Source organism: Bacillus sp. JJ634, assembly GCF_036962285.1.
Lineage (GTDB): Bacteria > Bacillota > Bacilli > Bacillales > DSM-1321 > Peribacillus > Peribacillus asahii_A.
In genome coordinates this window covers 181717-206102 of sequence record NZ_JBALMU010000024.1, presented here as the reverse complement: position 1 = coordinate 206102, position 24386 = coordinate 181717, and the positions used below count along the sequence as shown (strand labels likewise).

The 24386-nt window shown below is 38.1% G+C and carries 21 protein-coding genes; 1 reads left to right on the top strand and 20 read right to left on the bottom strand.

Going from position 1 to position 24386, the window contains the following annotated elements; genetic code table 11:
* The 20 genes from miaB to V7068_RS04975 all read right to left on the bottom strand — a co-directional run.
* Window positions 1–1084, bottom strand: a 1084-nt coding sequence (miaB, locus tag V7068_RS05070; RefSeq protein WP_499711358.1) for a tRNA (N6-isopentenyl adenosine(37)-C2)-methylthiotransferase MiaB, incomplete at its 3' end; no start/stop codon positions are given.
* 828 nt (window positions 1085–1912) lie between these two features.
* On the bottom strand, window positions 1913–2779 hold the full coding sequence (locus tag V7068_RS05065) for a 2-oxoacid:ferredoxin oxidoreductase subunit beta (protein WP_119116490.1): 867 nt from the start codon (window positions 2777–2779) through the stop codon (window positions 1913–1915).
* 1 nt (window position 2780) lies between these two features.
* Window positions 2781–4517 carry a 2-oxoacid:acceptor oxidoreductase subunit alpha gene (locus tag V7068_RS05060; RefSeq protein WP_499711356.1) on the bottom strand — a complete coding sequence of 579 codons (1737 nt, stop codon included), beginning with the start codon at window positions 4515–4517 and terminating at the stop codon, window positions 2781–2783.
* 252 nt (window positions 4518–4769) lie between these two features.
* Window positions 4770–5690, bottom strand: a complete 921-nt coding sequence (locus V7068_RS05055) for a dipeptidase (RefSeq protein ID WP_499711355.1) — start codon at window positions 5688–5690, stop codon at window positions 4770–4772.
* 121 nt (window positions 5691–5811) lie between these two features.
* The gene (spoVS, locus tag V7068_RS05050) at window positions 5812–6072 is read right to left on the bottom strand and encodes a stage V sporulation protein SpoVS (RefSeq protein ID WP_119116493.1); all 261 of its coding nucleotides are present in this window, start codon (window positions 6070–6072) and stop codon (window positions 5812–5814) included.
* 161 nt (window positions 6073–6233) lie between these two features.
* Window positions 6234–7031, bottom strand: a complete 798-nt coding sequence (ymdB, locus tag V7068_RS05045) for a 2',3'-cyclic-nucleotide 2'-phosphodiesterase (protein ID WP_499711354.1) — start codon at window positions 7029–7031, stop codon at window positions 6234–6236.
* 101 nt (window positions 7032–7132) lie between these two features.
* Complete coding sequence (rny, locus tag V7068_RS05040; RefSeq protein WP_499711353.1) at window positions 7133–8695, bottom strand: ribonuclease Y; 1563 nt, start codon at window positions 8693–8695, stop codon at window positions 7133–7135.
* 291 nt (window positions 8696–8986) lie between these two features.
* Window positions 8987–10033, bottom strand: a complete 1047-nt coding sequence (gene recA, locus V7068_RS05035; RefSeq protein ID WP_499711352.1) for a recombinase RecA — start codon at window positions 10031–10033, stop codon at window positions 8987–8989.
* A gap of 329 nt (window positions 10034–10362) precedes the next feature.
* Entirely contained in the window at window positions 10363–11604 is a 1242-nt protein-coding gene (locus tag V7068_RS05030; protein ID WP_499711351.1) for a competence/damage-inducible protein A, read from the bottom strand.
* A gap of 24 nt (window positions 11605–11628) precedes the next feature.
* Complete coding sequence (gene pgsA / locus V7068_RS05025; RefSeq protein ID WP_252290133.1) at window positions 11629–12213, bottom strand: CDP-diacylglycerol--glycerol-3-phosphate 3-phosphatidyltransferase; 585 nt, start codon at window positions 12211–12213, stop codon at window positions 11629–11631.
* A 53-nt stretch (window positions 12214–12266) separates the two neighbouring features.
* Window positions 12267–13169 (bottom strand): helix-turn-helix domain-containing protein, encoded by a 903-nt coding sequence (locus tag V7068_RS05020; RefSeq protein WP_499711349.1) that lies wholly within the window; start codon window positions 13167–13169, stop codon window positions 12267–12269.
* Between the two features lie 17 nt (window positions 13170–13186).
* A complete protein-coding gene (locus V7068_RS05015) occupies window positions 13187–13978 on the bottom strand; it encodes a DUF3388 domain-containing protein (RefSeq protein ID WP_119116500.1) in 792 nt (263 codons plus the stop codon).
* A 589-nt stretch (window positions 13979–14567) separates the two neighbouring features.
* Window positions 14568–14828 carry a DUF3243 domain-containing protein gene (locus V7068_RS05010; RefSeq protein WP_119116501.1) on the bottom strand — a complete coding sequence of 87 codons (261 nt, stop codon included), beginning with the start codon at window positions 14826–14828 and terminating at the stop codon, window positions 14568–14570.
* Between the two features lie 81 nt (window positions 14829–14909).
* The gene (ymfI, locus tag V7068_RS05005) at window positions 14910–15635 is read right to left on the bottom strand and encodes an elongation factor P 5-aminopentanone reductase (RefSeq protein WP_252294360.1); all 726 of its coding nucleotides are present in this window, start codon (window positions 15633–15635) and stop codon (window positions 14910–14912) included.
* A gap of 128 nt (window positions 15636–15763) precedes the next feature.
* Window positions 15764–17050, bottom strand: coding sequence for an EF-P 5-aminopentanol modification-associated protein YfmH (gene yfmH, locus V7068_RS05000; RefSeq protein WP_499711348.1), 1287 nt, complete (start codon window positions 17048–17050; stop codon window positions 15764–15766).
* Window positions 17050–18330 (bottom strand): EF-P 5-aminopentanol modification-associated protein YfmF, encoded by a 1281-nt coding sequence (yfmF, locus tag V7068_RS04995; protein WP_499711347.1) that lies wholly within the window; start codon window positions 18328–18330, stop codon window positions 17050–17052. The genes yfmH and yfmF overlap by 1 nt, the downstream gene beginning before the upstream one ends.
* A 220-nt stretch (window positions 18331–18550) precedes the next feature.
* A complete protein-coding gene (locus V7068_RS04990) occupies window positions 18551–19510 on the bottom strand; it encodes an ABC transporter permease (RefSeq protein WP_499711346.1) in 960 nt (319 codons plus the stop codon).
* The gene (locus V7068_RS04985; RefSeq protein ID WP_127759834.1) at window positions 19511–20557 is read right to left on the bottom strand and encodes an ABC transporter permease; all 1047 of its coding nucleotides are present in this window, start codon (window positions 20555–20557) and stop codon (window positions 19511–19513) included.
* Complete coding sequence (locus tag V7068_RS04980) at window positions 20550–22085, bottom strand: ABC transporter ATP-binding protein (protein ID WP_499711345.1); 1536 nt, start codon at window positions 22083–22085, stop codon at window positions 20550–20552. The genes V7068_RS04985 and V7068_RS04980 overlap by 8 nt, the downstream gene beginning before the upstream one ends.
* A 532-nt stretch (window positions 22086–22617) precedes the next feature.
* Window positions 22618–23712 carry a BMP family lipoprotein gene (locus tag V7068_RS04975; protein ID WP_402918085.1) on the bottom strand — a complete coding sequence of 365 codons (1095 nt, stop codon included), beginning with the start codon at window positions 23710–23712 and terminating at the stop codon, window positions 22618–22620.
* A 366-nt stretch (window positions 23713–24078) separates the two neighbouring features.
* Between V7068_RS04975 and V7068_RS04970 the strand changes: the two genes are divergently transcribed.
* Window positions 24079–24372: a DUF6509 family protein gene (locus tag V7068_RS04970; RefSeq protein ID WP_499711343.1), complete on the top strand. Its 294-nt coding sequence runs from the start codon at window positions 24079–24081 to the stop codon at window positions 24370–24372.
* The last annotated feature ends 14 nt before the right edge of the window (window positions 24373–24386 follow it).

The following is a 24386-nucleotide window of genomic DNA, read 5'->3' as shown; positions in this document are numbered from 1 at the left end:
TTGCTTCTTTAATTTTTTTCACAAGCTCTAAATAGTGCTCACGCGTATATTTACGAGCCATAATTTTTAATACTTCATCGCTGCCTGATTGAACAGGTAAATGAATATGATCCACCAAGTTTCCGCCTTTTGCAAGCACTTCAATTAAATGATCATCAAAATCACGCGGATGACTCGTTGTAAAGCGAATACGCGGAATATCAATCTTGCGAATTTCATCCATTAAATCACCGAAGCGATAATCGATATCTGTAAAGTCCTTTCCGTACGCATTGACATTTTGACCAAGCAGTGTAATTTCTTGATATCCTTGCGCTGCTAAATGACGAACTTCTTGAATAATGTCCTCAGGGCGACGACTGCGCTCTTTACCGCGAGTATATGGCACGATGCAATACGTACAGAACTTATCACAACCATACATAATATTAACCCATGCCTTAATTTTCCCTTTACGCACTTTTGGAAGATTTTCAATGACGTCTCCTTCTTTAGACCACACTTCAATAACCATTTCTTTTGAAAGATATGCTTCATTCAAAATTTCTGGAAGACGGTGAATATTATGTGTTCCAAAAATCATATCTACAAAATGATGTTTTTCTAAAATTCTCTTTACAACAGATTCTTCTTGAGACATACAGCCACAAACACCGAGCAATAAGTCTGGTTTTTCAAGCTTTAATGCCTTCAAATGTCCAAGTTCACCAAACACCTTATTTTCAGCATTTTCACGAATAGCACATGTGTTTAGTAAAATGACATTCGCGTCTTCTACAGAATTCGTCGCCTCATAGCCTAAAGCCATAAAAATTCCAGCCATGACTTCTGTATCATGCTCATTCATTTGACAGCCATATGTTCGAATATAAAATTTCTTTCCTTCTCCCATCCCACGGAATTGTTCTGAGATCTTAAAGTCATCATGATACTTCACTTCTTCTTTTCCGCGTTTTTTAGCATCTTTCAAGGAAGGTGGAATGTAAACGGCTTGAAAGTACTTGCTGTAGTCCTTTTCGGATTTTTTGTCCGCTGGTGTTTCAGCCTGTACTTGTTGTGATTCTAATCGTTGTTTCTCGTTCATAGTAATCCCCTTTCATTAAAGTTAGACTCCTCTGACTAACTATATTTCCCTATTTTTAGTTTCATATATTTTCTTGATTTTATCAAGGTTTTTGAACGTATGATGTGTAAGACATACACATTACCTTAGTATAAAGCTTTTATCTATCAGAAACAATAGCTCACACATTGTATAGACGTGCATAAGAAAAAACTTCAGAAACGAACCGGAAATAAATTTTTTAGGCTATTGATATAATTTTCGATAAAAAAGGGCCCGCTCCCCATACACGCTGTCCACGCCTGCATATGATAAGGTGTACAACAAAATAAAAACTTTTTAGGGAGTGGCTAATATGTGTTTTAATAACTTTGGCTTTTGCGGTTGTAACAGACGTCGTCACCATGATGAATCATCATCTAGAGACAGAGATAGAAATAGAAATAGAAATAGACGTCGTCACCATGACGAATCATCATCCAGAGACAGAGATAATGTATTCGGCATAAGAATTTTCGTCGATCAAGATGATTTTTGTCGTGCTGTACGCCGTTGTAACCGCCGTGATCGTGATCGTAATCGTCATCATAACAGAAGACGTAATTGTTGGTAATAGACTATTTACACCCTCACAACTATGGTTGCCAAACGCTATACTAATCTTCAACCATAAATAGTTACCAACAACAAAGGTTCACTCAAAAAATATGAGTGAACCTTTTTGTTAATATACGAATAAACTTCTTTTCGACTAATCAAGCGCAAGCAGCTCGGCACCTTAAGTAGAGGTCTGCCTGCCGAAAAAGACAAGGAACACCTAATCCGAAGAAGTTCCAACACTTTTCTTTTTTACATAAATTCTGCTACTAATTTATCAAAATGTGCTTGATCTAATGTTAGATCTGCCTTCGTTAATGGTTCTTCTGCATAGCCAGGAACAAGCTCTTGGTATGAAGGGCGTGATGTATCTTGGTAAATAATTCCTGTCACTAAACTATCGTGCTGCATTAACGTTTGCATCGCTAATTCTTTATTAGAAGAATCATAGCCTTCAATTGTATTTAGTTTTGTTAAATGCTCTTTAAACCAATCATACGTATTGATTTTATTATATGTGACACATGGACTAAATACGTTAATAAATGAAAATCCTTTATGATTCAGACCTGCTTCAATAATCGCTGTTAAATCTTTTAAATCCGTTGAAAAGCTTTGAGCAACAAATGTAGCACCAGCAGATAGCGCTAGTTCCATTGGTGATACAGCTTGTTCAATTGAACCTTCAGGCGTTGATTTTGTTTTAAATCCAGTAGCTGAACGCGGAGAAGTTTGTCCCTTCGTTAAACCATAGATTTGGTTATCCATAACAATGTACGTAATATCAATATTACGACGGATTGCATGAATGGTATGGCCCATCCCGATTGCAAAGCCATCTCCATCTCCGCCTGAAGCAATTACGGTTAAATCACGGTTTGCCATTTTAACTCCTTGAGCAATTGGCAGTGAACGTCCATGAATTCCATGAAATCCATACGATTTAATATAGCCGGAAATTCGACCAGAACAACCAATTCCTGAAATAACGGCCAAATTATCTGGTTCGAGACCAACATTTGCTGCAGCACGTTGAATCGCTGCTTGAACAGAAAAATCACCGCAGCCTGGACACCAATTCGGTTTTACATTATTTCGAAAGTCTTTAAATGTTGCCATATTAGAACAACTCCTTGCACTGTGTATGAATTTCATGCGGCAGGAATGGATTACCATCATATTTCAAGATACTTGAAATTTTATTTACATGGCCAACATTCATTTTTAAAATATTTGCCAATTGTCCTGTCGCATTATTTTCAATCACGACTACTTTTTTCGCTGTTTGTACTAAAGGAAGCACTTCATCTGTTGGGAATGGATGAATCAGACGAATTTGAGCATGATTCACTTTTATTCCATCCGCTTCTAACCGTTCAATCGCCTCTTCAATAGCTCCACGTGTTGAATTAAAACCAACAATTAACAAATCGCTTTCAGCATGCGGTACATTTTTATAGACTGGTGTATGAAAACGGATATTTTGGATTTTACGCATACGTTTATCCATTTGGGCTTTTCGGTTTAATGGAGATTCAGACGGTTTACCTGTCTCATCATGTTCAACACCGGTTACATGATGAACTCCATTTTTCATTCCCGGAATAACACGAGGAGAAACGCCATCCGCTGTTACTTCATAACGCTTGAAGTATGCATGACCTTCCGTATCAGGAATATCATAATCTACTAATTTACCACGACGGATCTCCACCTTGCTATAATCAAGCGGTTGTACCGTTTGTTTCCCTAAAGAAAGCTGTAAATCTGATAAAACAATAACCGGGCATTGGTATTCCTCTGCTAGATTGAAAGCTTCTGCCGTATCGTAGAATGCTTCTTCTACTGTACTTGGCGCCATTACAATCTTTGGAATTTCACCATGTGTCCCGTAAATCATCGCCATTAAATCCGATTGTTCTTGTTTCGTTGGCAAGCCTGTAGACGGACCGCCACGTTGTGTATCGACAATAACAATCGGTGTTTCTGTAATACCAGCTAGGCCAATTGCTTCCATTTTCAAAGAAAGACCCGGACCAGCTGATGCTGTAATCGTACGCACACCACCGTAGTTTGCCCCAATCGCCATTGTAGCCGCGGCAATTTCATCTTCGGTTTGAATAACAGTACCACCTAATGCAGGTAATTTTTTAATTAAATACTCCATAATTTCAGAAGCTGGAGTAATTGGATACGCAGCCATAAAACGGCATCCACCTGCAATCGCTCCAAGTGCAATCGCATCGTTGCCAATCATAAATAAACGCTTTTGGCCATCCACCTCTTCAAGCTTCATAGAACCAAGTTGTTCACCAAGCTCGTCTTTCATATATTCATATCCAGCAGCAATCGCGCCCATATTCTTTTTCACGATTTCTTCGCCTTTACGACCGAAAATCTCTTCTACAACTTCACTAAATACAGAAATCTCCATACCGAGAATGGCACATGTTGCACCAATAGCCACCATATTTTTCATTAATGATGTGCCCAAGTCTGTCGCTATCTCTGTAAATGGAACAACGTATAGAGATGCTTCCGTGTCATCTGGCTTCACTGGTTTAAATTTTGCATCGGCGATAATAATACTACCGTCATGCATTTCATGGTAATTGACATCAATCGTTTCTTGGTCAAACGCAACTAGGATATCTAAATCATCCGAGATAGCGCGTGTCTCTTTTGTACTTACACGAATTTTATTATTCGTATGTCCTCCCTTAATCCGGGATGAGAAATGACGGTAACCATACAAGTAATAACCTAAACGGTTAAGAGCAATACAGAAAATTTCGCCTGTACTTTCAATACCCTCACCTTGCTGCCCGCCAACTTTCCATGAAAGTTGATTGATCATGACTTACACTCCTTTGAATACGTTCAAATAATTACAACTTAACGAAATTTGACTGTAACCCTCAACATTTATCTAATACATTGGGAATCATTTATTATTATAACAGGAAACATGTATTAAACGTTTTAATTCTAGCGTTTTTATCTACTAAATTGCAAATTTTTTGCTTCCATTTTTTTATATCTTCTGAAAATTAAAATAATAATTCGTTGTATAAGTCTTGTTTAGCCATTCCGCCGCCATAAATGCTAATTAATGTGGATAATGATTCACAAAATTGGTAAATAATAGACCTTTGACAAAATCAGCTGAATACCGTTTCACTAACTCGTTACATAAATCATTATATTGTCGATAGGTTGATAATCCTATGACGGTTTCATCGATTCCATCGAAATCAGAACCTAGCCCAATTTGACGCTCTCCCCCTAAGCTCGCAATATAATCAATATGCCGTAAAACATCAGCAATCGTCGCAGAGATCTGACTCGTTAAAAATTGTGGTACAAACGTCACCCCAATGACCGCTTGTTTCTGTAATAAAGCCCGAATTTGATCGTCCTTTAAATTACGCGGATGTGCACATAAATGATATACATTTGAATGAGACGCAATGGGATATGCAGCTCGTTGAATCGTATCCCAAAAAGCTGCTTCTGATAAGTGAGATACATCACACCAAACAGATTGTTCATTCAATAAAGCAATAACCTCTTCCCCAAAGCTGGATAAACCTGCCCCTCTCTTCTCTAACACTCCATCCGCCACGAAATTAGCATAATTCCATGTTAAACCAACTGAAGTAACACCTAAACGGAGCAATGTCTTTAACTTTAATATATCTTGCCCAATGCAATCGCATCCTTCTAACGTAAGCAGCGCACCAATTTCCCCTTCCTTTAAGGCATTAATATCTGCTTTTGAACGCACGAGCTTCATTTCAGGTTCCGCTAAAATTTTTTCATAAAAAATATCAACCATACTAAGAGCAGCAGTAAATCTTCCGTTCGGAGGCACGCTTTCGGGAATATAGATTGCAAAACATTGTACCTTTCCATTCGCTTCGATTAATGCTCGCTTCGTTACATGCAATATATGACTATCGTTAAAAGAAATCTCTGGATTAATAAACATTTTCATTAACACATCACAATGAGCATCAAAAATGGGCAAGCGAACCTCTCCTTTATTTAAACTTATTCATATGATAAGGAATTACGTGCTTATCTAGCATAACGGATTCAACAAAAAGAACCTGCTTGCCAGTTGACAAACAGGACATTTGCGTATAAAGCTATCTCGGTTCAATAATTAACTTAATGGCCGTTCTTTCCTCACCATCAATTTGAATATCTGTAAAAGCAGGAATACAAATTAAATCGACTCCACTAGGGGCAACAAACCCTCTCGCAATTGCTACTGCCTTGACGGCTTGGTTTAACGCACCTGCTCCAATTGCTTGAATTTCGGCAGCCCCTCGTTCTCGCAGAACTCCAGCTAGTGCGCCAGCTACAGAATTAGGATTAGATTTTGCTGAAACCTTTAATATTTCCATTCCTAGTCCTCCTCGTTTTCCCTTACCGATTGAAGCGTGGTTCAACTGGTATGACTCTTTCCACTGCTACTATATTCAAAGGAACAAACTTGTATGACAAGAAATAAGGAGACAGCTCGTTTACTCTAAAGCCACAATTCAATAACTTTATGTAACAGAACTTAATGGAAAAACGGATGATCTTCATTAATTAAAATGCGATCAATCTTCTTTGTTTTTCCACTTTTTTCATCAATATCAATTAAAACAGCACTTAATAAAGTACGCCCTTCTTTCGGTACTTCAAAACGAACAGGTAAGCTTGTTAAAAATCGATGAATGACAGCGCTTCGTTCCATACCAAGAATTCCATCATATGGACCTGTCATCCCTACATCCGATATGTAAGCTGTTCCATTTGGCAAAATTCGATTGTCAGCTGTCTGAACGTGTGTATGAGTTCCAACAACTGCCGACACTTTTCCATCTAAATACCAGCCCATTGCTTGTTTTTCGCTTGTCGCTTCTCCGTGAAAATCAACGAAAATTATCGGTGTTCTTTTTTGCGCTTTTAAAATAAGCTCTTCCGCTTTTTGAAACGGACAATCTAGCGCTGGCATAAAGGTGCGGGCCTGAAGATTAATGACCGCAATTTCGAGCTCATTTAATTTTAAAAACTTTAAACCTTCTCCTGGCGTACCTTCAGGAAAGTTTGCAGGTCGTACAAGATATTTAGCTTCATCAATAAACTCAAAAATATCACGGTTATCCCATGTATGGTTGCCCATTGTAACAGCTTGTGCACCCCATTCAAGAAATTCACGGTATATTTTCTCTGTTATCCCACGTCCACCAGCCGCATTTTCACCATTAATAATCGTAATATGTGGACGATGTTTCTCTTTTAACTTTGGCAAGTATTCCTTGATCATATCTCTCCCTGGGGAGCCAACAACATCTCCAATAAACAGCAATTTCATACAAAAATCCTTTCTACTTAACGCATCATCATTATCATTTCTTCAGACAATATTGTAACATAGCCGAAAATAAAAACGAAGCGGTATAAAACCACTTCGTTTTATTTAGCATATTCAACAGCTCTTGTTTCTCGAATAACTGTTACTTTAATATGTCCAGGATAATCGAGTTCTTCTTCAATTCGCTTGCGAATATCACGTGCAAGTCGATGAGCAGCTAAATCATCAATCTGTTCAGGTTTAACAAGAATACGCACTTCGCGTCCAGCTTGAATCGCAAAAGATTTCTCAACACCATCATAGGATTCAGAAATTTCTTCTAATTTCTCCAGACGACGAATATAATTTTCGAGTGTTTCACTGCGAGCACCTGGTCTTGCTGCAGATAAAGCATCCGCTGCAGCCACAAGTACAGCAATAACTGAAGTCGGCTCTGTATCTCCATGATGAGAAGCGATGCTATTAATGACGACTGGATGTTCTTTATACTTCGTCCCTAATTCGACACCAATTTCGACATGACTACCTTCTACTTCATGATCAATAGCTTTACCAATATCATGAAGCAATCCAGCACGGCGAGCAAGCACCTCATCTTCCCCTAGCTCTGCGGCAAGTAAACCTGAAAGTTGTGCAACTTCAATTGAATGTTTTAACACGTTTTGTCCATAACTAGTACGGAATTTCAAACGACCTAGAATTTTAATAAGGTCTGGATGGAGCCCGTGAACGCCTACTTCAAAAGTAGTTTGTTCACCAATTTCGCGAATGTGTTCATCCACCTCACGTCTTGCTTTATCCACCATTTCCTCAATTCGAGCCGGATGAATTCGCCCATCTTGGACTAATTTTTCTAAAGCTAGGCGAGCTGTTTCTCGTCTAATTGGATCGAACCCTGATAAAATAACAGCCTCTGGGGTATCATCAATAATAAGATCAATTCCAGTTAGCGTTTCAAGTGTTCGGATATTTCGGCCTTCACGTCCGATAATCCGTCCCTTCATTTCATCATTTGGAAGAGTAACAACAGACACCGTTGTTTCAGCAACATGGTCAGCTGCACAACGTTGGATTGCTAAAGATAAAATATCTTTCGCTTTCTTGTCTGCTTCTTCTTTAGCTCGGGTTTCACTCTCTTTAACCATAAGCGCAATATCGTGAGCGAGCTCCTGCTCCATACGATCAATAATAATCGTTCTTGCTTCCTCACGAGTTAAGCTTGAAATGCGTTCAATCTCTGTTTGCTGCTTACGAACCATCTCGTCCACTTTGCTTTCCATCTCTTCAATATGCTGTTGTCTTTGGTTAAGAGAATCTTCTTTCTTCTCTAAAAGAACTTCACGTTTATCTAACGCTTCGTCTTTACGATCTAAATTCTCTTCTTTTTGCAATAATCGATTTTCTTGTTTTTGTAATTCGTTTCTTCTTTCACGTACTTCACGATCAGAATCAGTACGAATTTTATGAATTTCATCTTTTGCTTCCAATAAGGCTTCTTTTTTCAGAGCCTCTGCTTCTCGTTTTGCATCCTCTACAATCTGTTCAGCAGAGCCCCTTGCCCCTGCTATTTTGTTGTCAAACTTTGACTTATGAACAAAATAGCCAACAACTGCACCGACGACTAGGCCAAGCAAAGTGAAGATGATTGTCATGGGTTCCATCATTTCACCTCCCCTTGCTACGAACTTTTTTCCTAATAAAGTTGAACTGTCGGCAAATACATTGTACATACGTTCAATATACAGCGCTTAATTTTCAAAATTTTAGTTTGAAAAAATGTAAAATATACATATTAATTGTATAGTTGTGGATTTTTATTGTCAAGTGCCGTACCCTTATGCGAACGGATTATTCTTCAAAAATCCACTAAATAAAACATTCATACACCTATACCTTATAGATTAACTAAAACAGACCTTAGCCCAGGGACTAAGATCTGTTTTTCGGTTTATTGATTAATCAAGAAGTTCAGGTAGCATCTCCTCATCGTCTGCTCCTTCTGGCAGTACATGTTCCCCGTCTAAATTATAATGATCGCGAATTTTTTGAGAAATTTCTTTTGCAATGTCTTTATTTTCTTTTAAGAAAAGCTTCGCGTTTTCACGGCCTTGTCCGAGGCGCTCACCGTTATAGGCATACCATGAACCACTTTTTTCGACGATATCCAAGTCAGCCCCCATGTCAATTATTTCACCTTCACGTGAAATTCCTTCTCCATACATAATATCCACTTCCGCTTGACGGAATGGAGGTGCCACTTTGTTTTTAACAATTTTTACTTTTGTTTTATTTCCGACTATTTCATTACCTTGTTTTAATTGTTCAGCACGACGTACTTCCAGACGAACAGTTGAATAAAACTTAAGCGCGCGTCCACCTGGAGTTGTTTCGGGATTTCCGAACATAATACCGATTTTTTCACGAACTTGGTTAATAAAAATCGCGATTGTATTCGATTTATTAATTGCACCAGATAATTTTCTAAGAGCTTGGGACATAAGGCGCGCTTGAAGACCCATGTGAGAGTCACCCATTTCCCCTTCGATTTCTGCTTTTGGTACCAATGCAGCAACCGAATCAATAACGATAATATCGACTGCGCCACTTCGTACTAAGGCTTCAGCGATTTCAAGCCCTTGCTCAGCCGTATCTGGTTGAGATAACAGCAATTCATCAACATTTACACCAAGCTTCTGTGAATAAACTGGGTCGAGCGCATGTTCAGCATCAATAAACGCAGCTGTGCCGCCATTAGCTTGTACTTCCGCAATGGCATGAAGAGCCACTGTTGTTTTACCTGAACTTTCTGGTCCATAAATTTCAATAATTCTTCCACGTGGATACCCGCCCACTCCAAGAGCTATATCCAAAGCAAGAGAACCACTTGAAATAGTAGAAATCTTTCGGTCTGTTTGTTCTCCCATCTTCATAATAGAACCTTTTCCGAATTGCTTTTCAATCTGCTTTAACGCCATTTCTAATGCGGCTTGACGATCACTCATTGTATTGCCTCCTTATATATTAAAATTAATCAATCTATGATTATCATTATTCTAAACGGTAACATAAAACGGTATGAAACTTGTCTCAAAACCTATCTCTACTATATACTGTTTTCGATCATTTGCCAAGTAAAAAGACGAACATTTATTCGTTTTTTTACTTGGCCATTTTTCCAATAAAAACATCAAATTCATCTCGTAAGTCTCTATTTAAAGCATAAATACATGTGAAAATCAAATTTTATCTAAAAAGAATGTTCAAAAAAGCTTCACATAATGAACCTTTGTCTGCATAGAAAAACAGAGCTTCAAAAGAAGCCCTGTTTCAACTACATTTGCTGTATATCTCTTAATAAATAATGACAGCCATATTTGACAGTCCGAATCCTATTTTGTGCCCTACTTCCAGAAAGGTTTAAAGATTGAACATGGGAACGACCATCTCGATACGAGATACCAATGAAAACTGTACCGGCTGGTTTACCCTCCTGTTCCTCTGGCCCTGCTACACCAGTGAAGCTAATTCCGACATCGCTCTCCAGCTCCGTACGTATATTAGCTGCCATTTCAAGGGCACATTGTTCGCTAACAACACCGTAGGTTGCAATCGTCGCTTCACTTACATGAAGCATTTTTGCTTTTACTGCAGTTGCATAGCTAACAACTCCGCCTTTAAATATTGCACTAACACCAGGAATGGTCGTTAATTGTTCTTGAAACATCCCGCCTGTTAAGCTTTCGGCAACAGCAATGGTCATATCACGCTTTGTTAACTCTTTTACTAATTCTTGAATAAGCGACGTTTGATCGCTGCCATAATAAAATTGGCCAACACGGCGGAGAATTTCAGCTTCTACTTGTGAAATAAGGGCTTCACATTTTTCCTTTGATTCATCTTTAGCAGTAATCCGTAATGTTACTTCACCGTCTGCCGCTAACGGTGCAATCGTTGGATTTGTTTGATTCTCTAGCAAGTCCTCAATTTCTGTTTCTAATAACGCTTCTCCTATGCCGTAAAAGCGAAGAACCTTTGATTCAATTCGCTCCTTACTTTGAAGTCTATTTTGTAATTGTTGATAGCCGTAGCTTAAAAACATCGGTTCCATCTCTTTTGGAGGACCAGGTAATAACATGTATGTAATGCTCGCTTGAGTTAACACCATTCCTGGCGCCATTCCATGATCATTTCTTAGGACATGACAGTCTTCTAAAACAAGGGCTTGCTTTTTATTATTTTCTGTCATTATCCGACCCTTTTTACTAAAATAATCTTCAATAGAACGAAGAGCTTCCTCATCAAACACGAGCTGTTTCCCTAAATGACGGGCGATTGTTTCTTTCGTTAAATCATCTTTCGTTGGACCAAGCCCACCTGTAAATACAATTAAATCAGCACGGGACTCAGCTAATTCAATAGCTTGCTGCAGGCGACGATCATTATCGCCAACGACCGTATGATAAAAAACATTAATCCCCATTTCAGCAAACTGCTGCGATAAAAAACGACCATTTGTATTCACAATTTGCCCTAGTAATAGCTCGGAACCAACAGCAATAATTTCTGCATCCATTCCAATATCCTCTCCCCATTCGTATTACTTAGAGTTTACAAATACATCTTTATTTTTAGCAAAATAATCATAACCTGACCAAATTGTGAAGATTAAAGCAATCCATAGCGCAATATTAGCAAACGGAAGGGATATCATAGCAAAAGGCAAATTATGAAGTAATAATGCAGAAATAGCCACAATCTGTGCCCACGTTTTAATTTTCCCAAGCTGATTAGCTGCTACAACTTCACCTGTTCCTGCCAGTACGAGACGCAGTCCAGTGACCGCAAATTCGCGACTAATAATAACGATGGCAATCCAAGCCTGACCATACATTAAATCTAAATCAACTAACACAATTAAAGCAGCCGAAACTAATAGCTTATCCGCAAGCGGATCCAAAAACTTTCCTAAATTGGTAACCATATTATATTTCCGCGCATAGTACCCATCAATCCAATCTGTTGTCGAAGCAATAATAAACAATAACGCTCCAACAAAATGGGTAACAGGCAAAGAATAATCTCCCAATGAGAGATCTCCCCAAGAAAAAGGGACAAGCATAATAATTAAAAAAATAGGAATTAAAAAAATACGAGATAGTGTAATCTTATTAGGTAAATTCAATGTTAAACCTCCAAAATATGCGCTTTCCTATAGTTGTTCTTTTATAGTGCTCGTTATTGAGTAGATGACGAATCAGCTTTCGTAAATTGAATCGTAATCTTTTGACTGAGCACTTCTGTTGGAGAAATTGCATATTCTAGTTTCTCGTTATTCACATAAATTTCAACATCTTGTGCTCTTCCTAAGTTCAGGATAACAACAGACTCATCCTTCACATCTAATTCTTTCTCTTCATCTACTTTCAGTGTTCCTTGATATAAATAACTTCCATTACCGTTTGTTATACCGACCCAAGGTTCACCTGAGGAAACAAGCTTAACCGTAAATGCTTCTGTATTCTTTAATTCATATGTGCTATTTTTACCGCTAGAGTTAATAACCTTTAATTCTTGCTCTACTTCCTCTGCTATAGGCTCATCTTTCTCTTCTTCATTCGGTTTTGCAGCTTCTTTATTCGTATCTGTCTCTTTTGGTTCTTTTTCTTTAGAGAATTCTTCACTTTCATTAAAACCAACGTTTTCCGATTGCTTAGTATCCTCAGCTTGTTCATTTTTGGAATCGCCCATAGCATTAGACACCCATACATAAATAAGCACAGCGACTCCAATCACTACTACACCGACCAAAATCTTTGGAATCATATCGATGATTTTAGACTGGCTTGCTGAAACCGTTTTTCGTGTTTGAACTCTCGAAAGCTCAGGTAATTCCTCTTGGTGTGTAACGGGAACATTACTTTTATATTGTTCGAAAATTTCTTCTGAATCTAAGCCGACCGCTTCACAATATTGTTTAATAAAAGCGCGCACATAGAACTTGCCGGGCATCATTTCATAATTGCCTTCTTCTATTCCAACGAGATAGCGCTTTTGAATCTTCGTTATTTCTTGCAAATCATCTAAGCTAAGCCCTTTAGCTTCTCTCGCTTCCTTCAATCTATTACCTAGTTCTGTCAACTAAAACACCTTCCATTTTAAAAATCAAAACCGCCAAATTCCGATGTCGAAAAATGGTCGTTTTGGTCAACTACATCATATTTAATTTCTTCTTCAGGATTATTTCGCAATTCAATAATGTAGTCAAAATCTTCGAGCGTATACTCTGTATTTTGGACAAAAACATCTGGATGCTCAATTACTTTAACCGCATCCAATCTCATAATTTCACGTACGAGCTGCCAATGACGTTCATTCGCTCGGCGAGTAGATACAATTCCATCTAAAATAAATAAGTTGTCATTGTGGTATTCATCTTCAATTAATTGACTCCGAATGGTTTGTTTTAAAAGCGTTGATGACACAAATAACCACCGTTTATTGGCACAAACGCTCGCAGCCACAATGGATTCAGTTTTCCCTACACGCGGCATCCCTCGAATTCCTATCAGTTTATGACCTTCTTTTTTAAATAATTCTGCCATAAAATCGACAAGCAACCCTAACTCATCACGCACAAAGCGAAAGGTGTTCTTCTCATCTGCATCACGTTGAATATATCTTCCATGGCGTACAGCGAGTCGATCACGCAATTTAGGTTCTCTTAACTTAATCAACTTTATCGTATCCATCGTTTGAAGGATTGATTCAAACCTCTCTATATTTCTGCGCTCCTTCGCTACAAGTAACATACCACGTTTGCCTTCATCAACGCCATTTATTGTAATGATGTTAATCGAAAGCATACCTAATAACGATGAAATATCTCCTAATAACCCTGGGCGGTTTTTTTGGATTTCGTATTCAAAGTACCATTCAGTTGTTTCCACGATACACTGCTACTAAAAGAATAGATAAACTCTCTTCGCGTACTTAAGCTGAGACATTGCTCAGCAGATTTCCTCCTGGATGTTCGGAAGAATTGTTCATCCATACTCCTATAGCAGGCTTCACCTCGCTTTTTGCTTTTTATTTTTATGGATATGGTATATGACGCTGTTGATGTTAACTAATAAAACTCTTTTAACAAATCTATTTGTATCAAAGGTTTCCGTACACTTTTGAATAATCATTGTTGTCCTGTTAAAAAAAGCTATGTTAATGAATAGTGTTGTTTCATACATGAAAAATCAACAACATTATTTAACAGAGCGTAAAAAATATTTAATCTTTACCTTTCTTTTTTCACCACTTATATACGCACTTCTATTTATTTAAAACTTTTTCCAACGAACACCATCCTCTTTGTATACCTTCTATGATATAGCATTTCAATAGAAGTTGAAAGGGAAAACCTTGCAAAAGTCAACGTATTTTCTGAATCTAACTATCCTTCGTTAAAGCATGCACTTTTTATTTAGCACACGTTTATAAAAATAGAAAAACCCTGCTACATAAACAGGGTTTTTACTATATGTTTTATTTTGATGTACCGTTGTTTTCAACGAGTTTAACCATTACACTTGCAATGGCATGTCTTTCTTCTTCACTAGCTACAGACCAAAGATCTGATAACACTCTTTCTTGCTCATTTTTTGGATCTACTTGTGTCGCTAAGTAATCTCCAATTTCATAAGCTAAATTCGAAATTGCACTCTGTTCTAAACCTTGACTTTGTCCTTGATGTAATCGGTCCCCCAAGAAGTTTTTCCATTGATCCCAATTATCTAAAACAGACATTGAAAGTCACCCTCCTTCGTAATAGTACAATGATATTTTGCAACAAAGACGAAGGATTTATACATCATTTACGAAAAATTATCACGTATACCAACCGCCATTTACTCCGAGAACTTGACCGGTAATATAAGCCGCTTTATCCGACAACAGAAACGCTACGGCTTCAGCAATTTCTTCCGGGTTCCCCATACGCCCCATCGGAATATCCCCTTTAATTAATTCAAGATCTTCGGCACTAAAAGATTGCAACATGGCTGTTGAAACCGCACCAGGAGCTACCGCGTTAACGCGAATATCATTTAATGCAACCTCTTTACTAAGCGCTTTAATAAACGCATTTTGCCCGCCTTTTAGCATCGAATATAACACTTCACAGGAAGCCCCTGTTTGTCCCCAAATCGACGTCACTGCAACAATTGCAGCTTTTTCTTGATACATGAGTTTTGGTAATAATTCTTTCGTTAATTGAAACGGACTTGTCACATGCAATTGAACCATCTCACTAACCACTTGCTCGTCCATATCAGAAATCAGTCCATAATAGCTATTTCCACTATTTAATACAATAGCATGAAGAGCAAAAATATTTCGAACAAGCTGTTTATAGCCTTCCTTTGTTGAGAGATCTGCTTGAATCGGAATTACTTCAATATCAAATGGTTGAAGTTGTCTCATCAAGTTTTGAATCGCTTCTTCATTTGCATTGTAATGTAAATAAAGTGAATAGTTCTCCTCGGCGAGTTTTAAAGCAATTTGACTGCCAATTCCGCCGCTCGCTCCCGTAATAAGGGCAAAGCGTTTCTCCACAACTTGCGCCCCCTTTTTATTTCTTTTTACACCAGTTCGCCTTTTTGACGTGGTCGATTAGGAGCTCATTTCAAGCCTAAAGTTTCGCACAAAACGAGTCCTAATCAATTAATTAATAACCTAACTTTTTATTTAGGAACGACTTGACATACCGTAATTCGATCATCTGTCACTAATTCATTAGCGATATGTTTAATGTCTGTGAAAGTTAGCTGCTCTAATTCACTTACAACATCAAACAAATTCATGTCATTAAACGCATATCTTGTAAATTGGTTGGCAATATACTCCGGGGAATTCAGCGAGCGTAGAAAAGAGCCAATTTTTTTCTTAACCGTTCGCTGCAAGCTCTCCTCTGTTAACCCTGTTCCTGTCTTCGATTGCTGTAAGATACGAAGCAGCTGCTCAGCTAATTCGTCCGGCTTCGTACTATCACCGCCAATTAAAGCAAAGCCAAAGCCTTGTTCTTGTGTATAATCATATGAAAAACTTTGATCAATATACCCTTTTGTGTACAAATTTTCATGAAGGGGAGAACTTTTCCCAAATAACATTTCTAAATAAATATTCGTTGCGAGCTCTCGCTTCAAAAGTTCCTTCCCGCTTTGCTGCACATTTGCCGCTTTAATGCCAAGCATCACTTTTGGCGTTTGTACATTCATGCTCAAACGTTCCATCTTCTTAGCAACGGAATCCGGCTCCGGCTCAAACTTTCGTTCAATTTCTGCTCCAGCCTCGTACTTCTTACTGTTCTGATTTTGGCGAATTTGCTCCATAATCGATTCCACTTCAACGGGACCAACAATAAACAATAGCATATTGCTTGGATGATAAAAAGTATGATAACACTCATATAACATATCTTTATCAATCTTCGCAATCGATTCAACCGTACCGGCAATATCAATTTTGACTGGATGATTATGGTACATATTTGCAATTGTACCGAAATATAGTCGCCAATCTGGATTATCATCATACATATTAATTTCTTGACCGATAATCCCTTTTTCTTTTTCAACCGTTTTCTCAGAAAAATAGGGATCTTGAACAAAATCAATCAAGGTCGTTAAATTCGATTGAAATTCATCTGTGCTTGAGAAAAGATAAGCCGTTCTAGTAAAAGAGGTAAACGCATTGGCTGAAGCTCCCTGCTTACTAAACTGTTGAAAAACATCTCCATCTTCCTTCTCAAATAGCTTGTGCTCTAAAAAATGAGCAATGCCATCAGGTACTTGAACAAATTCCTGTTTCTGTAACGATTTAAAATGGTTATCAACTGAGCCATACTTTGTCGTAAACGTCGCAAACGATTTATTAAACCCCTGTTTCGGTAAAATATACACATCTAGGCCATTCATTAATTTTTCGTAATACAACTCCTCTTGTAACTGCTCAAAAAGAATTTTCTCCATCAGCGTTGCACCTCCGTTCCCGTTAAGAAATAAATCGTATCTAACTTCATCTGATTAGCAACTTTAATGACTTCCTCTTTTGTAACCTGTTCCGTCTTTTCTATCCATTCATCGAGAGAAATAGACTGATTCGCCAGCACATTATGATATAAAAGCTCGACCAAGCCTCGCGCAACATCCACCGTTTCTAATACTTGATTTTTCACAACTGCCTTCGTTTGCAATAGTTCTTCTTCTGTAAAATCCCCTTGCTTCATCGCCTCAAACTGTTCTTTAATAATGTCAACAGCCTGTTTATAGTTCTCATTTTCAATTCCTGACATGACCATTAATAAGCCTTTGTGACTTTCTACCCTAGACGCTGCATAATAAGCGAGACTCGCCTTTTCACGCACATTGATAAATAATTTGGAGTGAGAAAAGCCACCAAAAAGACCGTTAAATAGCTGCAAGGCAAAATACTGAGGGTCCCCATATAAAATATTCGTCCGATAACCGATATTCAATTTTCCTTGCTTTACATCGATTTTTTCAATTACTTCCTTTTCATCCTCAATCGAAGCATTGGCCTGTCTCGACAACACAACTGGTTTACGGTCAGAAAGCGAGATATACTGACTCGCTAATCTATCTACTTCGTCCCCTGAAAGATCACCTATTACATATAAGTCAATTTCATCTTCATTCAGCGCTTTTTGATAATAATCGTAAAGGGACATTGGCGTAATTTGCTCCAATTCTTCCAAACGGCCATTTGCTTCTAGCGCATAAGGTTCATTTGCACACATTTCTTCGACAAGACGCTTCGACGAGTAGCGCATTTTATCATCATAAATGGATTGAATCCGTTGCTTTAATGCTCGTTTTTCATTTGTTACAGTTGCTGAATCAAAAGCCATCTCTTCAACTTTTGGATGAAAAAGAACTTCAGACAAAAGCGAAAAAGCCTTCTCTAAAAGCGGCGTAGTATCACTTAAAAACTTCTCATTTACGATATCAATGGTGAAACTAATAATGTGGTATTCTCCTTTTTTTGTCACATCCACATAAAGTCCAGCTCCGTACAAATCATCTAAATAAGATCGAAGCTCAGGTGTTGTCGGATATTTACTTGTATTACTTTGTAAAACATGCGGAAATAGCGCCCGATATGTCACCGTTTCTTTCGTTAGTGGCGCTTTCATTTTGAATACCAGTGTATTCGTTTTATATTTAGTAGTACGAACAATATGGAGCTTGTAACCGCTTTTGTGCTTGATTGTTTCAGAAGCAATCGCCATGATCATCCTCCTTAATATGTATAAAACCGATATACTTATTGTTTGTATGTTATAAGCCTTTTAAACATTTACTTCTACATTAAAATATACATGCGAAAAGAAAAATCATGCAAGTTCCAACTACTTTTTTAAGGCTTTGTAATAAGACACTGTTGTTTAACCGCGACAATAGCAAAGAAACCAGCTAGCTGACACAGCTCGGCCGGTTTCTTGTTATCTATTAGCGTTCCCCTTTAATATACGGTTGCCCAGCTGCTTTAGGCGCATCGGCACGACCAATGAATCCTGTCAGAGCAATAATGGTAAGCACGTAAGGAGCAATTAATAAATATACAGATGGAATATCTTTAAAGAGGGGTAGGCTTGACCCGACAATGCTTAAGCTTTGTGCCAACCCAAAAAATAAAGCTGCACCCATTGCCCCAACAGGATGCCACTTTCCAAAAATCATCGCAGCAATTGCCATGAAACCTTGACCATTAATTGTCGCATGACTAAAATCATTTGCAAAAATCGTCGCATGAATAGCACCGCCAATTCCAGCAAAAGCACCGGAAATTAACACTCCTGCGTAACGAATTTTGAATACATTAACGCCCATCGTATCAGCAGCCATTGGATGTTCACCAACTGCACGTATGCGTAGACCAAATGGAGTTTTGTATAAAATATACCAAACAATAAACGAAACTAAAATCGCGATATACGCAATATAATAACTATTAGAGAAGAAAACCGGTCCAATAAATGGAATATCACTTAATAATGGGATATCAATTCGGGCAAATGTTTCAGAAATAAAATCTGTTTGTCCTTTATCATAAATCTTTTTCACAAGAAATATCGTTAAACCGACAGCTAACAAGTTTAATGCCACCCCGCTAACCGTTTGATCAGCCCGGAATGTAATGGTAGCTACAGCAAGGAGCAGTGAAAATAACATCCCTGCCGCCATCGCAACAAGCACAGAAACCCAAGGTGTCCAGTTTCCAAATACGTCTGCATACGTTAAATTAAACACAATACCTGTAAACGCACCAATGACCATTAACCCCTCTAAACCGATATTAATCACACCAGATTTTTCAGAGAATACCCCACCAAGCGCAGTGAAAATAAGCGGGGCAGCGTAGGCAATCATTGACGGAATAATGATTAATAACACTTGATAAAAATCCACTTATTTCACTCCCTTCTTGTTAAAGCGTTGAGCAAGCCATCGAATGAAATAGCTAGCCGCCACGAAGAAAATAATTAATGCGATAATAATATCCACAATCTCACTTGGAATACCAATTTGCAACGGCATATTTAACGCTCCTGCTTTCAAGCCGCCAAATAGTATCGCCGCTAAAGCAACACCAATCGCTGTATTTGCACCAAGTAATGCAACCGCAATTCCATCAAAGCCCATGCCTGTAAAACCACCTTTGATCGCTGCATAACCGAATGTACCTAATCCCTCCATGACACCTGCAAGACCTGCAAATACACCGGAAATCACCATAGAAAGAATAATATTCTTATTTACGCTCATCCCAGCATATTCAGAAGCATGTTGGTTGAAGCCCACCGCCTTTAATTCAAAACCCATTTTTGTTTTTTCAAGAATAAACCACATAATGATGATGCAAATGATGGCAATCACAATCCCCCAGTGCAATCGTGAATAGTCTGTAAGCGATTGTAAAAACGGAGAACTAAGTGAAGCGGAATCCGCAATTCTTTCTGTTCTATCCTTTTTATCAGTCAAAATATCGTTAATTAAATAGTTGGTCACATAAAGTGCAGTATAATTTAACATAATGGACACGATGACTTCATGTACTCTAAATTTTGCTTTTAAATACCCTGGAATAAACGCCCAAAGTGCTCCTGCTAACGCACCGGCTACAATTGCTAGCGGCAAATGAATGAACTTAGGTAATTCGAAAGCAACTCCCACCCAAACAGCGGCGAGCCAACCGACAATTAATTGCCCTTCTACTCCGATATTAAATAGTCCCGTTCGAAAGGCAAATGCTACCGCCAGACCAGCTAAAGCATATGTAATAATCGTTCGTAACGATTCACCGATATAGTATTGCTCGCCAATAATACCATCGAGCATCACCCCGTAGCCTGCGATTGGGTCATAACCGCTAATAAGCATAATGATGGAACCAGCAATTAATCCTAGCACGACTGCAAGTAGTGGAATGGTTAATTTGGACAAATATTTAGACATTCGATTTGTCACCTGCTTCCGTACGTTTACTTCCAGCCATTAATAACCCTAGTTCTTGCTCTGTCGCTTTTTTAGGGTCAACGATGGCCACGATTTCTCCTTCGTAAATAACTGCAATCTTGTCACTAACATTCATAATCTCATCTAATTCAAATGAAATTAAGAGGATCGCTTTACCAGTATCACGCTGTTCAATAAGACGCTTATGAATGAATTCAATCGCACCAACATCTAGTCCACGGGTTGGCTGAGCCGCTATAAGTAAATCCGGATTACGATCGACTTCACGACCGATAATCGCTTTTTGCTGATTTCCACCAGAAAGAGAGCGAGCTGGCGTATATTCACTCGGTGTCCGCACATCATATTCTTTAATAACTTTTCGTGCTTTTTCAAAAATTTTCTTCGAGTTTAATACGCCTTTTTTAGAGTAAGGCTCTTGATAATAAGTTTGCAAAACGATATTTTCCCCGATACTATAGTCCAGCACTAATCCGTGCTTATGACGATCTTCTGGAATATGCCCAACACCTGCTTCAGTTACCTTACGCGGCCTTTGATTTTGAATCTCTTTTCCATTTAGCTTAATCGTACCAGCACTTATCTTCCTCAAGCCTGTTAACGCTTCAATTAGCTCTGACTGGCCATTACCATCGACCCCTGCAATTCCAATAATCTCGCCTGCTCGAACGGATAGACTTAAATTCTTAACCGCTGAAATGCCACGAGAATCTTTCACTTCAATGTTCTTTACTTCTAAAACAATATCTGTTGGTTTCGCCTCTATTTTTTCTGTTTTGAAGACGACATCACGTCCCACCATAAGGCTCGCCAGCTCATTCGGATTCGTCCCCCTTACATCCAACGTATCGATTCCTCGTCCTTTTCGAATAACCGTTACACGATCACAAACTTCCATAATTTCTTTAAGTTTATGTGTAATTAAAATAATAGATTTTCCCTCTTTAATTAATGCTTTCATAATAGCGATTAATTCTTTAATCTCTTGCGGAGTTAATACAGCAGTTGGTTCATCAAAAATTAAAATATCTGCACCACGATATAGTGTTTTCAAAATCTCGACCCGTTGTTGCATCCCTACGGAAATATCAGCAATTTTCGCATCAGGGTCGACGCTTAAATGATACTTTACTGAAAGCTCACGCACCTTTTTACTAGCATCCTTTAAATTAATTTTTCCCGCGTTTGCTAGTTCCTTACCAAGAATAATATTTTCCGTTACAGTAAAAGGATCGACCAACATAAAATGCTGATGAACCATCCCGATTCCTAAATCGCTAGCGACATTTGGACTTGTAATATGAACAGGTTTTCCTTTGACCCGAATTTCTCCTTGCTCAGGCTGGTATAAGCCAAACAGTACGTTCATTAATGTTGACTTTCCCGCACCATTTTCACCTAATAAGGCATGAATTTCCCCTTTTTTTAATTGCAGAGTGACATTATCATTTGCTACAATTCCAGGGAATTCTTTCCGGATATTAAGCATCTCAATTACATATTCCATGTACATTCACTCCTATTAAAAAATGAGATACAATTCTCCGATTAAGCGATTGTTGCTCCTCTCCTAATCGTCCCCATAGTAACCCTTTTATTGGTCGAAAGAACCAAATGGAAAACTATAATCCTCTACCATTCTCAATAGTATTTGATAGTATTTAAAGCTTGATTATAGCCTTTCATTCAGGTTTTCCCTTTATGTATAAAATACTAATGAAGAAAAGTGCAAGGCGCCTGAAGCTAGACACTAAAGCAGGTCGAAAAAGTTATACCTTCTTATCTTGCCGCTGTGTTAGACAACCTTGTTGATATAGGTAGTTCATTTCATATGAAACCGTGGTTTCACACACACCTTTCCGTTATACTAAAAGGTTGCTCTGACTCTATGAAACGAAGGAGAGGTGAGCTCTCTAAACGTTTCCTAGAGTCAGAGCTTAAAACAATCCAAAAACCAACAGCGTTCTATAACATAACCTATCTTTTAAAGAAAGAAGGAAAGAGAAGGCAGATAATTGCCTTCCCACCTTCTCTCTCTATTAAAACTTCATTGCTTTTAATTCTTCATCCGTTGTCGGAACTTTTTGTTCACCAGACTTGATTTTCTCTGTCCACTTTTCAACTTCTTTAAGAGTTTCTTCGCTTATATTCTCTTTAGAGTCAGAAATTTTAATACCGTCTTCTTCCATACCATACTCGATAATTTGACCTCCTGGGAATTCACCAGCTTTAGCTTTTGTTGCAAGGTCTTTCACGGCTACGTCAACACGTTTAACCATAGAAGTTAAGGTTACATTGTAGTCTTTTCCATCAACTGTTACAGCACCTTCCTCATGTTGATCACGATCGACACCAATTACATAAATTTCTTTTGACGGGTCTTTTTGCTTTAAATCCTTTGCTTCTGCAAATACACCATTTCCTGTCCCGCCCGCAGCATGATAAATAATATCAGCGCCAGAAGCATACATGCTGCTTGCGATTGATTTACCTTTTGCAGCGTCACCGAAGCTACCTGCATATTTAGAAACAACTTCCGCTTTAGGATTAACAGATTTAACGCCTGCAATGAAACCTACTTCAAACTTTTTAATTAATTCACCTTCCACACCACCGACGAAACCAACTTTATTTGTTTTCGTTTGTAAGCCTGCAATCACACCTACTAAAAATGAACCTTGGTGCTCTTTAAACGTAATACTTGCTACATTATCTTTCTCGACAACTGAATCAACAATAGCAAATTGAGCTTCTGGGCGTTGATCAGCTACGTCTGCAACTGATTCTGCTAAAGCATAACCAATCGCGAAAATAACATTATAATCTTCACGAACAAGTGTATTTAAATTCGTTGTATAGTCAGCATCTGATTTTGATTGAAGATAGTTATATCCGTCTTTTCCTTTTTCCAGACCATTTTCTTCACCGAAACTTTGGAGACCTTCCCAGGCTGATTGATTAAATGATTTGTCATCCACCCCACCAATATCGGTAACCATCGCTACAGTAAAGTTTTCTTTTTTATCCGCTCCACCGTCTTTTGCATCATCTTTCTCTGCATTGCCACATGCACCTAACATTGTTCCCGCTGCTAAAATTAGTGAAAGAGCTAAACCGAATTTACGCTTTTTCAAACTTTCCCCCTCCTATATTTCTATAAGTTTTTAATAGGAATGTTCGATGATGCTCCTGTTTTCCATAGGGTAAAATTAGTGCGGTATTGAAGAAATGAAAGGTTGTACACATCACACATTATGTAAACTGAAGTCATATCATACAAGCATTTCATTTTTCTCTTAAAGTGACTAACTACTCACACCCGCTCTTCAAAAGTAAGGACAGGAGTATGATACATATAATGTAAAATAGTCCTATTATTGGATAATAATATACCATTTTTCTCAAAATAAATAAATAGCCTTTTACTTTATACGTTACTTTCTTTTCAATTCTTAGTTTTACGGTATAATAATACGTATCTATTTTGGAGGGATAAATATATGATTACCATTACAGAATATAGTGTCGAAAGATTAAAAGATCCATTTGGCATCTTAACAGGAGAACGCTTTGAATATGTCTTGGATATTGAAGTACCAGAAGATGATGAACTCTATACAGAGGGCGGTTTATCAATCCGCTTAATTTATGTTGTAGATGGAGAAGAACAAACGATTAAACAATACAACATCATCGCAAAAGCAAATGAAGAAGTTCTTGATTTTGATTTAGAAGAAGAGGAACTTCATATGTTACTCACCTTCTGTAAGGAACATATGGAAGAAGCAGAATAAAACGAAAAGACCGG

Bases quoted from the DNA above. Each gene is read 5' to 3' on its own strand.
- V7068_RS05065 (WP_119116490.1), bottom strand. From the start codon at position 2,779: ATGGCAACATTTAAAGACTTTCGAAATAATGTAAAACCGAATTGGTGT.
- V7068_RS05060 (WP_499711356.1), bottom strand. From the start codon at position 4,517: ATGATCAATCAACTTTCATGGAAAGTTGGCGGGCAGCAAGGTGAGGGT.
- spoVS (WP_119116493.1), bottom strand. From the start codon at position 6,072: ATGGAAATATTAAAGGTTTCAGCAAAATCTAATCCTAATTCTGTAGCT.
- ymdB (WP_499711354.1), bottom strand. From the start codon at position 7,031: ATGAAATTGCTGTTTATTGGAGATGTTGTTGGCTCCCCAGGGAGAGAT.
- rny (WP_499711353.1), bottom strand. From the start codon at position 8,695: ATGATGGAACCCATGACAATCATCTTCACTTTGCTTGGCCTAGTCGTC.
- recA (WP_499711352.1), bottom strand. From the start codon at position 10,033: ATGAGTGATCGTCAAGCCGCATTAGAAATGGCGTTAAAGCAGATTGAA.
- V7068_RS05030 (WP_499711351.1), bottom strand. From the start codon at position 11,604: ATGGATGCAGAAATTATTGCTGTTGGTTCCGAGCTATTACTAGGGCAA.
- V7068_RS05010 (WP_119116501.1), bottom strand. From the start codon at position 14,828: ATGTCTGTTTTAGATAATTGGGATCAATGGAAAAACTTCTTGGGGGAC.
- yfmH (WP_499711348.1), bottom strand. From the start codon at position 17,050: ATGGAGAAAATTCTTTTTGAGCAGTTACAAGAGGAGTTGTATTACGAA.
- yfmF (WP_499711347.1), bottom strand. From the start codon at position 18,330: ATGGCGATTGCTTCTGAAACAATCAAGCACAAAAGCGGTTACAAGCTC.
- V7068_RS04985 (WP_127759834.1), bottom strand. From the start codon at position 20,557: ATGTCTAAATATTTGTCCAAATTAACCATTCCACTACTTGCAGTCGTG.
- V7068_RS04980 (WP_499711345.1), bottom strand. From the start codon at position 22,085: ATGGAATATGTAATTGAGATGCTTAATATCCGGAAAGAATTCCCTGGA.
- V7068_RS04970 (WP_499711343.1), top strand. From the start codon at position 24,079: ATGATTACCATTACAGAATATAGTGTCGAAAGATTAAAAGATCCATTT.